This window comes from Dysosmobacter sp. Marseille-Q4140 (assembly GCA_018228705.1).
In the GTDB taxonomy this organism is placed as follows: Bacteria; Bacillota; Clostridia; order Oscillospirales; family Oscillospiraceae; genus Oscillibacter.
This window is the reverse complement of sequence record CP073694.1, coordinates 1,396,096-1,408,819: the sequence shown is the minus strand read 5'-3', so window position 1 is coordinate 1,408,819 and position 12,724 is coordinate 1,396,096. Positions and strand designations below refer to the sequence as shown.

The following is a 12,724-nucleotide window of genomic DNA, read 5'->3' as shown; positions in this document are numbered from 1 at the left end:
TTATTGGCCTATGTAACGATCCCGAAGGACCTGAGCAAGGTACAGAGCAAGGTCCTGTTCGGGCTGACCAAACGGCAGGTGATCTGTTTCGGAGCGGCGGCAATTATCGGCGTGCCGCTTTTCTTTTTGACCAAGGGGGCACTTGGCACCACCACGGCGGCCCTGTGCATGATCCTGGTGATGCTTCCCTTCTTCCTGTTCGCCATGTACGAGAAGAACGGGCAGCCCCTGGAGGTGTTCCTGGGACATCTCATTGAAAACAAATTTATCCGCCCAAAGACGCGGATCTACCAGACCAACAACCTGTACTCCGCCCTGGTGCGGCAGTACGAATTGGAACAGGAGGTGAGAGCGATTGCAGGCAAAAACGGCAAGACCCGCAAAACCGGCAGGGGCAAGGCGCAAGCTGACCCGCGCCGAGCGTAAGCAGATCGAGGCGGTGGTCCGCCAAGCCAAGGGGGACGGGAAAGCCCATACAGTGCAGGAGAGCATCCCCTTCCGCAATATGTTCCCGGACGGCCTGTGCCGGCTGGAGGGCGGGGCCTTCTCCAAGACCATCGCCTTCGAGGACGTCAACTACCGTCTGGCTTCGCCGGAGGATCAGCGGGATATTTTTGAACACCTCTGCGATTTCTACAATGGCTACGACCCCACCATTGGGGTGCAGGTGTCGCTCAGCAGCCGGTATGTGGAGCATGGGCCGGAGGAGGACCTGTTCGGCATCCGCCCCCAGGGGGACGACCTGGACCCTGTCCGGGAGGACGCGGCCGGGATACTCCGCTTCCAGTATGAGCGGGGCAGCAACGGCTATGTGAAAACCAAGTATGTGACCCTGACCATCGAGGCGGAAAACCTGGCGGCGGCGCGGGCGCGCTTCGCCCGCATCGAGACCGACACCCTCAACCGCTTCAAGGTCATGGGCGCCGCCGCCCATGTGCTGGACGGGAAAGAGCGGCTGGAGCTGCTTCACGGCATCCTCCACCCGGAGGGAGGCAAGTTTGCCTTCGATTGGGACTGGCTGGTGCCCAGCGGCCTTTCGGTCAAGGACTTCATCGCCCCGTCCTCCTTCCACTTCGGGGAGACCCGCACCTTCCGCATTGGCGAGATGTACGGGGCGGTGAGCTTTTTGCAGATCACCGCCCCGGAGATCCACGACCGCATTTTGGCGGAGTTTATGGAGACCGAGGGCAACATCCTGGTAACTATGCACATCCGGGGCATCAACCAGAACGAGGCCATCAAGATGGTCAAGCGCAAGATCACGGATTTGGACGCCATGAAGATCGCGGAGCAGAAGCGGGCGGTACGCAGCGGCTACGACATGGACATCCTCCCCAGCGACCTTGCCACCTACGGCGGCGCGGCAAAGACCATCCTCCAGGACCTGCAAAGCAGGAATGAGCGAATGTTCAATCTGACCTTCCTGGTCATGCACATGGCGGAGACCAAGCAGAAGCTGGAGATTGCCGTGTCCCAGGCGGCCAGCGTGGCGCAGACCTACAACTGCCTCCTCACCCGGCTGGACTTCCAGCAGGAGGACGGACTGATGAGCAGCCTTCCCCTGGGGCTCAACCGTATCAAAATCGAGCGGAGCCTCACCACTTCGGCGCTGGCGGTGTTCGTCCCCTTCGTCACCCAGGAGCTGTTTATGGGCGGGGACGCCATGTACTACGGCCTCAACGCTTTGAGTAACAACATGATCCTTCTGGACCGCAAACAGTCCAGAAGCCCCAACGGGCTGGTGTTCGGCACGCCGGGCAGCGGCAAGTCCATGAGCTGCAAGCGGGAGATCACTTTCATCATCCTGACCACAAAAGATAATGTCATCATCTGCGACCCGGAGGACGAGTATTCGCCCCTGGTGCGCCGACTGGGCGGGCAGGTGATCCGGCTGTCCCCGTCCAGCACCGACTATGTGAACCCCCTGGACATCAACCTGAATTATTCGGATGAGGAGAACCCCCTGGCGCTGAAAAGTGATTTTGTCCTGTCCTTCTGCGAGCTCATCATGGGGAGCAAGACGGGGCTGGAGGCCATCGAGAAAACGGTCATCGACCGGGCGGTGCAGAAGATCTACCAGCCCTACTTCGCAGACCCCCGGCCGGAGAATATGCCCATCCTGGGCGACCTGATGGAGGCGCTGCTGGCGCAGGGCATCCCGGAGGCCGACCGGGTGGCCCAGGCGCTGGACCTGTATGTGAACGGTTCGCTGAACTTCTTTAATCACCGCACTACCGTGGACATCCGCAACCGGCTGGTCTGCTTTGACATCAAGGGTCTGGGCAAAAACCTGAAAAAGCCGGGGATGCTCATTGTCCAGGATGCGGTGTGGAACACCGTCACCATCAACCGGGCCATTGGGCGCTCCACCTGGTATTTCGTGGACGAGTTCCACCTCCTGCTGAAGGAGGAGCAGACGGCGGCCTATTCGGCGGAGATCTGGAAACGGTTTAGAAAATGGGGCGGGGTGCCCACCGGGGCGACCCAGAACCCCAAGGACCTGCTCTCCTCCCCGGAGATCGAGAACATCCTGGAAAACAGCGATTTCATCTATATGCTCAACCAGGCCGCCGGCGACCGCAAGATTTTGGCGGAGCGGCTGGGCATTTCGGCGGAACAGCTTGCCTATGTGACCAATTCCGAGCCGGGCCATGGGCTGCTGTTCTTCAACAATGTGATCCTGCCCTTTGCGGACGACTTCCCAAAGGACACGGAGCTTTATAAGCTGCTTACCACCAAGCCCAGCGAGGTGGAGCACGCGGCGGAAACGGAGGCGTGAATATGAACATGGAGATATTCAGAAACAGTGAATTTGGCAGTATCCGCGTGATCGAGGAGGACGGGAAATACCTGTTCTGCGGTTCGGATGTGGCAAAGGCCCTGGGGTACAGCAATCCCCGAAAGGCTGTCCGTGACCATGCGAGGGGTGGAACGAAACGTTCCATCCCCACCGCAAGCGGTGACCAGACAATGACCTTCCTCCCGGAGGGCGACGTCTACCGCCTGATCGTTCATAGCCGGCTGCCCGGCGCGGAGCGGTTTGAGAAATGGGTGTTCGATGAGGTGCTTCCCACGATCCGCAGGACCGGGGGCTACATGACGCCCTCCCTGCTGGAGGAGGCGGCCAGGCACCCGGAGATCCTTCTCTCCTTTGCGGACCAGCTCCTGGCGGAGCATGAGAAGAACCGCCGCCTTACCGGGGAGGTGGAACGGCTGCGGCCGAAAGCGGATTTTTACGACGCCTTTGTGCGCCCCGGCAACTGCACCAATATCCGGGCCACAGCCAAGGAGCTGGGCGTGGGCGAGCGCGACTTCTGCCGCTTCCTGATGGAGGAGGGCTTCCTCTACCGCTGCCCGGCCGGATACCTTCTGCCCTACGCCAAGCCCTCCAATAAGGGGCTGTTCCAGGTGAAGGACTTCTGGAAGTACGGGCATTTCCGCCAGCAGACCCTTATCACGCCCCAGGGGAAGGACCTCCTGCGGATGATGCTCTGCGGCGGGCAGATGAGCATGGAATTTGATTTTTGTGAAAGCGAGGCGTGAATATGAAAAACAAGATTTACATTATCGACGGCAAGACCTATCTCAACCACATCAACGATGAGGTCCACCTATACGGCCTTCTCCACCAGCTCGCCTTCCTGGCGGGCCGGATCAAGGACGAGGAGGACGTGTTCCATGTGCTGGACGCGGCGAAGCGCTACGGCGAGATCGCCGAGGAGAAATTCCAGGGCTGGGGCATCCCCGGCCGCTACCTGGTATTCGGCGACCCCAAAGACCTAAAGGACCTTATGGCAAAGGAGCTGGCGGAGGCCACCCCGGTGCCCGTGGAGGAGCCGAAGCCCAAGAAGTATAAGGATGAGTACATCATCCCCGGCTATGGCTTCCGTATGCTGGTGGGCGACATCCACCACCTGATCGTCCTCTACTATTCGCTGGCCCGCCGCCTGTCCGAGACGGAAACGGAGAAGGACTTCCTCCGGCTGAAGAAAAAGGCCGGCGGCTATGAAAAGGTGCTGAAAAAGCTCTTCCGCAGCCTGGGCCTCCCGGAGGACAGCAATGCCGCCCAGGACGTCCTGGAGGAGTCCATCATCCGCCGCCATAACCTGGTCCGCCTGGAGGATGTGGAGGAGCCCCAGGACGAGGGAGACCTTGAAGGGGACGAGGTATGGAGCGACTGACCCATGTGAGCCTGTTCTCCGGCATCGGCGGTCTGGACCTGGCGGCGGAGGCGGCCGGGTTCGAGACCGTCTGCCAGTGTGAATGGGCGGACTACCCCTATTCCGTCCTGGAGCGGCACTGGCCGGACGTGCCGAAGTTCCGGGACATCACCACATTCACGAAGGAGGCGTTTTTTGAGAAAACAGGACTTGAAACAGTCACCATCATCTCCGGCGGCTTCCCCTGCCAGCCCTTCTCCACCGCGGGAAAGCGGAAGGGCTTTGCGGATGAACGCTACCTGTGGCCGGAAATGTGCAGAGTTATTACCGAGCTGCGGCCCCGTTGGGTGCTTGGGGAAAATGTTGCTGGCTTCATCAATATGGGGCTCGACAAAACGATTTTTGACCTGGCAAAAGCGGGATACGCTGTTCTCCCATTCGTATTTCCGGCTTGCGGCGTCGGCGCGTGGCATGAGCGCCAGCGAACTTTTATCGTCGCGGCTGATGTTTCCCACGCCCCTTGCCTCCGACAAATCCACCTGCAGGGACGCGGCAAACCTGGATGTGTACCTGTCGGACAATGGGATCTTCCGCAAGCGGAACAGGGACGGGACGATCTGGAGCCTGAGCCTTTCGGCGGCGGTGTTCTACCTGACGCCGGCGGCGTCGGAGGGCTACCGCTCCACCTTGAAACCGGCGGCCTTCCGGGGCAAGTCCCCGTCCAGCAACCTTTCGGCCCAGGTGATCCACCAGGAGCAGCCCCTGTCGGAGAAGGCGGCACTGAACCCGGATTGGGTGGAATGGCTCATGGGCTTCCCGAAAGGATGGACGGCCGTATCCTCTGGCGAGAGGAACCCGCAGATGTCCCCCGCATAACTGATGACACGAAGGACCGGGCCCTGCGCCTGAAAACCCTGGGCAACGCAGTCTGCCCGCCCCAGGCCTATCCCATTTTTCACTATATCGCGGCGATTGAGACCGGGGCGTGCGCCAGCATCTGCCCCTATGGAGGAGGTGACGGATAAATGCAAGAATGGAAAGCCTCCGAGAAGGAGGCCCAGAAGATGACCCGTGACGGGGCCATTTCGGTGAACCTGGTGACCGGCGAGGCCACCCACATTTCGGACCGCCCCCAGGAACAGGACTATTCCTCTGCTGATGAAACGGCGGGGACATTGAGCCGGGCGGTGGACGAGGTGGAGGGCCATGTGGAACGGCGCCAGGCGAAAAAAGCGCGGCGCAAGCGGCGCGACACCTTCCGGGAGGGTGAGGCGGCCAGGGACCGCCCTTCCTCCCGTTTGCAGTTTTCGGAGGCAGACCGGGCGGCGCCGGAGCTGAAAAAAGCTGTCCGCAAGTCGGACAAGGCGGCGGATAAGCTGGACGCGGCAAAGGCCGCCGTCCCCGTGAAGCCTCCCGGTAAGGAGCATGGCAACCCCTTATCCTGGCCGGTGCAGGAGGTGAAGTCCACCCTCCACAGCGAAGTGAGCAAGGTGGAGGGTGAAAATTCCGGCGTCCAGGCCGGCCACCTGGGAGAGCGGCAGATCGAGAAGGCCGTGGGCTATGGCGGCCGGCGTATCCATCAGGCACGCACGGACCGGAAACTGAAACCCTGGCGGGATGTGAAACAGGCGGAGCAGGCAGCGGTGAAATCCAATGCCGATTTCTACTGGCGGAAGTCCGTCATGGAAAATCCCCAGCTTGCGTCCAGTAACCCCATCTCCCGCCTGTGGCAGAAGAAACGGCTGCAAAAACAGTACGCCGCCGCCCACCGGGCAGGAACCGGCGCAGCCCAGGCCGCGGGCAAGGCGTCCCAGACCGCCGCCTCCGCAGCGAAGAAGGGCGGCGGGACCATCGCCCAGAAGCTGGGCGGCTTCGTCACCAAGAACAAACACACCCTTCTCATTGTGGGCGGGATTGGCTTGATCCTCATGCTCATCATGGGGCTGATGCAGTCCTGCACCTCCATGTTCGGGGGCGGGACTTCCGGCCTGGTGGCCTCCTCCTATCTTTCGGAGGACGCGGACCTGACCGGGGCCGAGGCCGCCTACTGCGAGATGGAGGCGGAGCTGCAAGAATATCTGAACACCTACGAGGCCACCCACGACTACGACGAGTACCACTTTGACCTGGACGAGATCGAGCATGACCCCTATGTGCTGCTGTCCATCCTGTCGGCGCTTCACGAGGGGGTGTTCACCCTGGACGAGGTGCAAGGGGATCTGGAAATGCTCTTTGACAAGCAGTACATCCTCACCGAGACCGTGACCACTGAAACACGGTATCGGACAGAAACGAGGACGGACAGCGAGGGCAACGAGTACGAGGTAGAGGTTCCCTACACCTGGTACATCTGCACCGTCACGCTGGAGAATTTCGACCTCTCCCATGTGCCGGTCTATATCATGGGCGAGGACCAGCTCTCCATGTACGCCGTGTATATGTCCACCCTGGGCAACCGACCGGACCTGTTCCCGTCCTCCGGGTATGTGGGCAAGTACATTGAGAACCCGCCCACGGCCTGGGACATTCCCGCCGAGTACCTGACGGATGAGCGGTTCGCCACCCTCATCACCGAGGCGGAGAAATACCTGGGATACCCTTATGTCTGGGGCGGGAGCAGCCCGGAGACCTCCTTTGACTGTTCCGGCTTCGTCAGCTATGTGCTGACCAATACCGGCCTGTGCAACACCGGGCGGCTGGGCGCCCAGGGGCTCTATAACATCTCCACGCCGGTCTCCGACCCCCAGCCGGGCGACCTGGTGTTCTTTGTGGGCACCTATGACACCAGCGGTATCTCCCATGTGGGCATCTATGTGGGCGACAATATGATGCTGCACTGTGGAGATCCGATTTCCTACACCAATTTGAACACCAGCTACTGGCAGTCTCACTTTTATGCCTACGGCCGGCCGCCGTACAACTGATGGGAGGTGGTAAAGCATCAATATGGTTTCCTACGGGGGCGGTGTCAACAGCACCGCCCTTTTGATCGGCCTGCACCAGCACCGCATCCCGGTGGACCTGATCCTCTTTGCGGATACCGGGGCGGAGCATCCCCACACCTATGCCTACCTGGACATTATGGACCGCTGGCTGAAGGGCCACGGGATGCCGCCCATCACCAGAGTCTACAAGACCACGCGGGACAGCAAGCGGCTGACCCTGGAGCAGGAGTGCTTGCAGAGCGGCACCCTGCCCTCCATCGCCTACGGCTTCAAGCGGTGTTCCCTGAAACACAAGATCGGGCCGCAGGAAAAGTTCTGCAATCACTATTTGCCCTGCCAAAAGGTATGGGCAGCGGGCAAGCGGGTGGTGAAATTCATCGGCTACGACGCCGGCGAGGGCTACCGCAGCGACAAGGTGCTGCTGGGCGACCTGGCCGACCCCAAGTACAGCAAGTGGTATCCCCTGATGGAATGGGGATGGGACCGGGCAGCGTGTATGCAGGCCATTGAAAATGCGGGTCTGCCCCAGCCGGGCAAATCCTCCTGCTTCTTCTGCCCCAGCATGAGGGCGGAGGAGATCATCCACCTGCGGGACCACCACCCGGACCTGTTCCGAAGGGCCATCGCGCTGGAGGACAATGCCCGCCCCAATTTGAAAACGGTCCAGGGCCTGGGCCGGAACTACTCATGGAAAGAACGATTTGGAAAGGAGTTTTGCGAACATGGCAACTGTTGATAAGATCCGCCGCGATATTGAAAAGACCAGGGAGAAGATCTCCGAGCAGCAGAAGCGCCTCCGCACCCTGGAGGCCCAGCTCACCGAGGAGGAGAACCTGGAGATCGTCCGCATGGTCAAGGCGGTGAAGATGGACAACCGGGAGCTGACGGCCTTCCTGAAGGCCTATGCCAGCGGCCTCATCACCCTGCCGAACGGCATGATGGAGGCGGAGCCCGCGGCGGACCCCGGCGAGAATGAGATGGAGGATGCCGAGTATGAAGAATAAGAAGATCATCCGCCTGTTTACGGCGGCCCTGGCCGTGGCGCTCTGTGCCACGGCCTTTGCTGTCCCCGCTTTCGCCGGCGGTGGGGAGGGCGAACCCTACTACACCGAAACTGCCGGGACGGAGGCGGACCCTGCGGAGGACGCCGAGGCCCCGGAGGTCACTGTGACCGATGATGAAGATACTGCTGGCAACAATGATACGCAGGCCGGCGCTGATACTCTGGATCAGCTTGCCGAGCTGCTGGGCGGCCTGGGGACTGTGACTGTCACCGAGGACGGTATCCTGTTTACCCCTGACACGGAGAAATGGGAAACCCAGCAGACCGGCACCGTGACCACCTGCGGCGGCAACCTGAATGTCCGCACCGGCGCTGGGCTGGATAACGACGCCTTCACCCAGCTTCCCGATGGGGCGCAGGTAGAAGTCATCGGCACCGAGGGCGAATGGGTCAAGGTGCTTCTGCCGGAGCGGGAGGGCTATGTTCATTCCGACTACCTGACCATCACGGACACGGGCAGCTTCTCCCTCTCCCTGGACGGGACGGACCTCTCCGCCCTGCTGGAGCTGTTCACCTCCGGCCTCTCCGGGGGCGGAGGGGCAGCCCTGACCCCGGATGGGAACCTGTCCCTCATTGACGACCTGGGCGGGACATCCTCCGGCAAGCAGTTCATCACGGTGGAGACAAAGGGCGGCAACGTGTTCTATCTCATCATCGACCGGGATGACGAGGGGGCGCAGACCGTCCACTTCCTGAACCAGGTGGACGAGGCGGACCTCCTGGCACTGATGGAGGATGGCGAGGCCCAGGAGGCGCCGGCGGTCTGCACCTGTACGGAGAAATGCCAGGCCGGGGCGGTGAACACCTCCTGCGAGGTGTGCGCGGTGAATATGGCCGAGTGCGCCGGCGCGGAGCCGGAGCCGGAACCCGAACCGGAGCCGGAGGCGGAGAAGTCCGGGGGCATGGGCGCCCTGGCGCTGGTCCTGGCGCTGGTGGTGCTGGGCGGCGGCGGAGCCTTCGCCTATATCAAGTTTATCCGTCCCAAGCAGGCGTCCAAGGTCAGCGCAGACCCGGACGACTATGACTTCGAGGATGAGGAATATGAAAATGAGGATACCGATAATGAAATAGTGGGATAGTCAAAAAACGTAAGGCCAACATTCCACTAAGTTAGAATGTTGGCCTTATGCTTATGCAGTTTCTTTCTCAAGTACAAGTTGGAGGGCCTTGCAAATATCATCGATGCTGTGGTTATCAGTGGAGATAGCATATAAGCCTGATAGTGTGGGACTAAACTCGTAAACATCTTCTTGAGTCACATTGTACCAGATTGGAAGTGGGGCATTACCGGATACGGTTTCCTTTGCCAAAATGCCATCCAACTCACGTCTGGGCCATTGCTTCTCAAAAAAGTGTTTAGACAGCACAAGGATAGCAAATTTTGAGCGTTTAATCCCATTGTCAATTTGCTCTCGTAAACTTTTACCCCATTGCAACTCCAAAGCATCATACCAAACCGTGATTCCGGCATCCTGAAGTTTTTCCACAAGGGGGGCCACAAACTCCTTCTTATCTTCACTGGCATGTGAGATAAACACATCGTACATTGCTTGGGACTCCAAATTTTCCGGTTTTCGGCGCTCGTCCAAAGCATAGAAAACATCCTCAACAGGCTTGCTGTAAACACCAGAAGGGAGAGTCCTTCTTCGAGACGAAGATTCAAGTTTTCTCTGCGCATTCTTAACTTCGTTAGACAAGTCGTTCAACGCCTTCTGAACCGGGGCGGTGGAGATTTGAGGTGCGGGTTGGGTGTATGTTATGGGTTGAGAAGTAACTTGCACATTGCGTTGAACACGCACCTGCTGTTTAACAGTTACTTTACGAGTGATTTTTATTTTTCCCATTATTCCCCTTCTTTCAAACGAAAATCCATATTTGGTATTATACTACGAAAATGAAAGCAAATCAATACATTATATAGGTGGTGGTATTAGGTGAAACTTATAATCTGTGAGAAACCGAGTGTTGCAAAATCCATCGCGTCGGCCCTGGGTGTCACATCCAGGGCCGATGGCTGTTTTGAAGGAAATGGGCTCATCGTTTCCTGGTGCGTGGGGCATTTGGTGTCCCCGATGGACGCAGCCGGGTACGACCTTGGTTATAAGAAATGGAAGTATGATGACCTTCCCATCCTGCCGGAGCCCTTCCGCTATGTGCTGGCGAATGGCAAGGAGGACGCCTTCCAGAACTTGAAGCACCTCATGGAGCGAGAGGACGTCACCGAGCTGGTCAACGCCTGCGACGCCGGGCGGGAGGGCGAGCTCATCTTCCGGCTGGTCTATGAGATGGCGGGATGCCAGAAGCCCTTCTCCCGTCTGTGGATCTCTTCCATGGAGGACGCGGCGATCCGGGAGGGCTTCCAGGACCTGCGCCCCGGCGCGGAGTATGACCCGCTGTACCAGTCCGCCCTCTGCCGCCAGAAAGCAGACTGGCTCATTGGGATCAACGCCACAAGACTTTTTTCTGTCCTCTACCACCGCACCCTGAATGTGGGGCGGGTGCAGACCCCCACCCTTGCCATGCTGGTGGACCGGGACAGCAAAATCACAATGTTCCGCAAAGAGAAATACCATCATGTGCGCCTGACCCTGGGCGGGGCCGAGGCGGTGTCGGAGAAGATCGCCGCCCCGGAGGAGGCGGAGGCCCTGAGGGCGGCCTGTGCCGGCGCGGAGGCAGTCTGCGCTTCCGTCACCCGTGAACAGAAGAAAGAGGCACCGCCCAGGCTCTACGACCTGACCACCCTCCAGCGGGAGGCCAACCGCATCTTCGGCTACACGGCGAAACAGACGCTGGACTACGCACAATCCCTCTATGAGAAAAAGCTGCTGACCTATCCCCGGACGGACAGCCGGTTTTTGACCGCCGACATGGCGGAGACCGCTTCGGTGGTCCTCCACCTGGCGGCCAAGGTACCGCCCTTTGACGGGTGCGGGGAGTTCTTCCCGGATGTGTCCTTGCTGGTAAATGACAAGAAGGTGTCCGACCACCACGCCATCATCCCCACGCTGGAGCTGGAGAAGGCGGACCTGTCCGAACTGCCCGTGGGTGAGCGCAATATCCTTCTGCTGGTGTGCCGGGAGCTGCTGTGCGCGGTTGCGGAGCCCTATGTGTACGAGGCGGTGACGGCGACCTTTACCTGCGGCGGGCAGACCTTCACCGCCAAGGGGCGGCGCATCCTCTCCGAGGGCTGGCGTGAGATCGACCACATTTTCCGCGCTTCCCTGAAGGAGCAGCCGGAGGGCGAGGCGGAACCCGCCGCTCTGCCGGACTTCACCGAGGGTCAACTTTTTGACCAGGTGGAGGCCGCTGTCACCGAACACTTCACCGCCCCGCCCAAGGCGTACACGGAGGACACCCTCCTGGCGGCGATGGAGACTGCCGGGAAAGAGGAGATGCCGGAGGACGCCGAGCGCAAGGGCCTGGGCACCCCGGCCACCAGGGCGGCGATCCTGGAGAAGCTGGTGGCGGCCGGGTTTGTGGAGCGCAAAGGGAAAAGCCTCATCCCTACCAAGGCGGGGATCAACCTGGTCACTGTCCTGCCGGATACGCTGACCTCTCCCATGCTCACGGCGGAGTGGGAGCAGAAGCTGACCGCCATCGCCAGGGGTGAGGGCGATCCCGCCGCTTTCATGGCGGGGATCTCTGACATGGCGCGGGAACTGGTGAAAACCTATTCCCACATCTCCGAGGAGGGCCAGAAACTGTTCGCCCCGGAGCGGGAGGCCGTGGGTCTCTGCCCCCGCTGCGGCAAGCCGGTCTATGAGGGCAGGAAGAATTTTTACTGCTCCGACCGCGCCTGCCGCTTTGTCCTTTGGAAGGACGACCGCTTCTGGACCTCCCGCAAGAAGGAGCTGACAAAAAAGATGGCCGGCGACCTTTTGAAGAAGGGCCGCACCTCCGTCAAGGGGATGTGGTCTGAAAAGAAGGGCGCCGCCTATGACGCGGTGGTGGTGCTGGACGATACCGGCGAGAAGTATGTCCGCTTCAAATTGGAGTTCCCCAAACGGAAGGAGGGCGTGAATGGCAGATAAAGCAATCCCGGATATTTCCCTGGGCGGCGCTGAACAGAACATGAGCCGGGAGGAGCTGGCGGCGGTAGCGAAAGCCGTTGCCGCCCTATCCCAGGAGGACCGGGACCTTCTGGCTGCTGTCCAGGAGTCCCCCTATCGGCTGACCACGGCGGAGCAGTTCCTGGAATTTGAGAAAAATGTGGACTGCTTCGTGCTGGAGCCCCATGTTCGGACCCTGGAGGACCTGGGCTGGGAGTACCTGGAGGAGAAACTGACCATCGGCCTGACGGACGACCTCCGGGCCGCCATTGACCCCGCCCCCTTCGGCCGGCGCGCCCTGGAGGAGGACCGGGGGTGCTTCACCAGCCGGGGGTATCTGTTCCCCACGGATGACCCATGGCAGCACGACCGCCCCCAGGCGAAGCAGGCGGACCGCAAGCCCTCCATCAGGGAGCGGCTGGAACAGAGCAAACAGGAGTGCAGGAACAAAAACAAGGCCCAGGCGCCCCGCAAGGGGAAGTCTGAGCCGGAGCTGTAAGGAGGTGC

The 12,724-nt window shown here is 60.4% G+C and carries 12 protein-coding genes; 11 read left to right on the top strand and 1 reads right to left on the bottom strand.

What is annotated here, in order from left to right; all coding sequences use genetic code 11:
* Positions 1-3: 3 nt before the first annotated feature.
* The 9 genes from KFE19_07170 to KFE19_07130 are packed head-to-tail and all read left to right on the top strand — an operon-like array spanning position 4 to position 9,247.
* Complete coding sequence (locus KFE19_07170; GenBank protein ID QUO39269.1) at positions 4-426, top strand: PrgI family protein; 423 nt, start codon at positions 4-6, stop codon at positions 424-426.
* Positions 356-2,779: a PrgI family protein gene (locus tag KFE19_07165; GenBank protein ID QUO39268.1), complete on the top strand. Its 2,424-nt coding sequence runs from the start codon at positions 356-358 to the stop codon at positions 2,777-2,779. Before KFE19_07170 ends, KFE19_07165 begins: the two co-directional genes overlap by 71 nt.
* 2 nt (positions 2,780-2,781) lie before the next feature.
* Positions 2,782-3,543, top strand: a complete 762-nt coding sequence (locus tag KFE19_07160) for a phage antirepressor KilAC domain-containing protein (protein ID QUO39267.1) — start codon at positions 2,782-2,784, stop codon at positions 3,541-3,543.
* A gap of 2 nt (positions 3,544-3,545) precedes the next feature.
* Positions 3,546-4,181, top strand: coding sequence for a hypothetical protein (locus tag KFE19_07155; GenBank protein QUO39266.1), 636 nt, complete (start codon positions 3,546-3,548; stop codon positions 4,179-4,181).
* On the top strand, positions 4,169-5,185 hold the full coding sequence (locus tag KFE19_07150) for a DNA cytosine methyltransferase (protein ID QUO39265.1): 1,017 nt from the start codon (positions 4,169-4,171) through the stop codon (positions 5,183-5,185). Before KFE19_07155 ends, KFE19_07150 begins: the two co-directional genes overlap by 13 nt.
* A complete protein-coding gene (locus KFE19_07145) occupies positions 5,186-7,084 on the top strand; it encodes a C40 family peptidase (GenBank protein ID QUO39264.1) in 1,899 nt (632 codons plus the stop codon).
* A gap of 16 nt (positions 7,085-7,100) precedes the next feature.
* On the top strand, positions 7,101-7,841 hold the full coding sequence (locus tag KFE19_07140; GenBank protein ID QUO39549.1) for a phosphoadenosine phosphosulfate reductase: 741 nt from the start codon (positions 7,101-7,103) through the stop codon (positions 7,839-7,841).
* Entirely contained in the window at positions 7,828-8,109 is a 282-nt protein-coding gene (locus KFE19_07135) for a DUF4315 family protein (GenBank protein QUO39263.1), read from the top strand. Before KFE19_07140 ends, KFE19_07135 begins: the two co-directional genes overlap by 14 nt.
* Positions 8,099-9,247 (top strand): DUF4366 domain-containing protein, encoded by a 1,149-nt coding sequence (locus KFE19_07130; protein QUO39262.1) that lies wholly within the window; start codon positions 8,099-8,101, stop codon positions 9,245-9,247. The genes KFE19_07135 and KFE19_07130 overlap by 11 nt, the downstream gene beginning before the upstream one ends.
* A gap of 51 nt (positions 9,248-9,298) precedes the next feature.
* Here the strand turns inward: KFE19_07130 and KFE19_07125 are convergent, their stop codons facing one another.
* Positions 9,299-10,012, bottom strand: a complete 714-nt coding sequence (locus tag KFE19_07125; protein ID QUO39261.1) for a toll/interleukin-1 receptor domain-containing protein — start codon at positions 10,010-10,012, stop codon at positions 9,299-9,301.
* A gap of 90 nt (positions 10,013-10,102) precedes the next feature.
* On the opposite strand from KFE19_07125, the gene KFE19_07120 reads away from it, so the two are divergent.
* Positions 10,103-12,199 (top strand): DNA topoisomerase 3, encoded by a 2,097-nt coding sequence (locus KFE19_07120; protein QUO39260.1) that lies wholly within the window; start codon positions 10,103-10,105, stop codon positions 12,197-12,199.
* Positions 12,189-12,716 carry a hypothetical protein gene (locus KFE19_07115; protein QUO39259.1) on the top strand — a complete coding sequence of 176 codons (528 nt, stop codon included), beginning with the start codon at positions 12,189-12,191 and terminating at the stop codon, positions 12,714-12,716. Before KFE19_07120 ends, KFE19_07115 begins: the two co-directional genes overlap by 11 nt.
* The last annotated feature ends 8 nt before the right edge of the window (positions 12,717-12,724 follow it).

Coding starts and splice junctions, on each gene's coding strand:
- KFE19_07155 (QUO39266.1), top strand. CDS start 3,546: ATGAAAAACAAGATTTACATTATCGACGGCAAGACCTATCTCAACCAC.
- KFE19_07160 (QUO39267.1), top strand. CDS start 2,782: ATGAACATGGAGATATTCAGAAACAGTGAATTTGGCAGTATCCGCGTG.
- KFE19_07125 (QUO39261.1), bottom strand. CDS start 10,012: ATGGGAAAAATAAAAATCACTCGTAAAGTAACTGTTAAACAGCAGGTG.
- KFE19_07150 (QUO39265.1), top strand. CDS start 4,169: ATGGAGCGACTGACCCATGTGAGCCTGTTCTCCGGCATCGGCGGTCTG.
- KFE19_07130 (QUO39262.1), top strand. CDS start 8,099: ATGAAGAATAAGAAGATCATCCGCCTGTTTACGGCGGCCCTGGCCGTG.
- KFE19_07135 (QUO39263.1), top strand. CDS start 7,828: ATGGCAACTGTTGATAAGATCCGCCGCGATATTGAAAAGACCAGGGAG.
- KFE19_07145 (QUO39264.1), top strand. CDS start 5,186: ATGCAAGAATGGAAAGCCTCCGAGAAGGAGGCCCAGAAGATGACCCGT.
- KFE19_07115 (QUO39259.1), top strand. CDS start 12,189: ATGGCAGATAAAGCAATCCCGGATATTTCCCTGGGCGGCGCTGAACAG.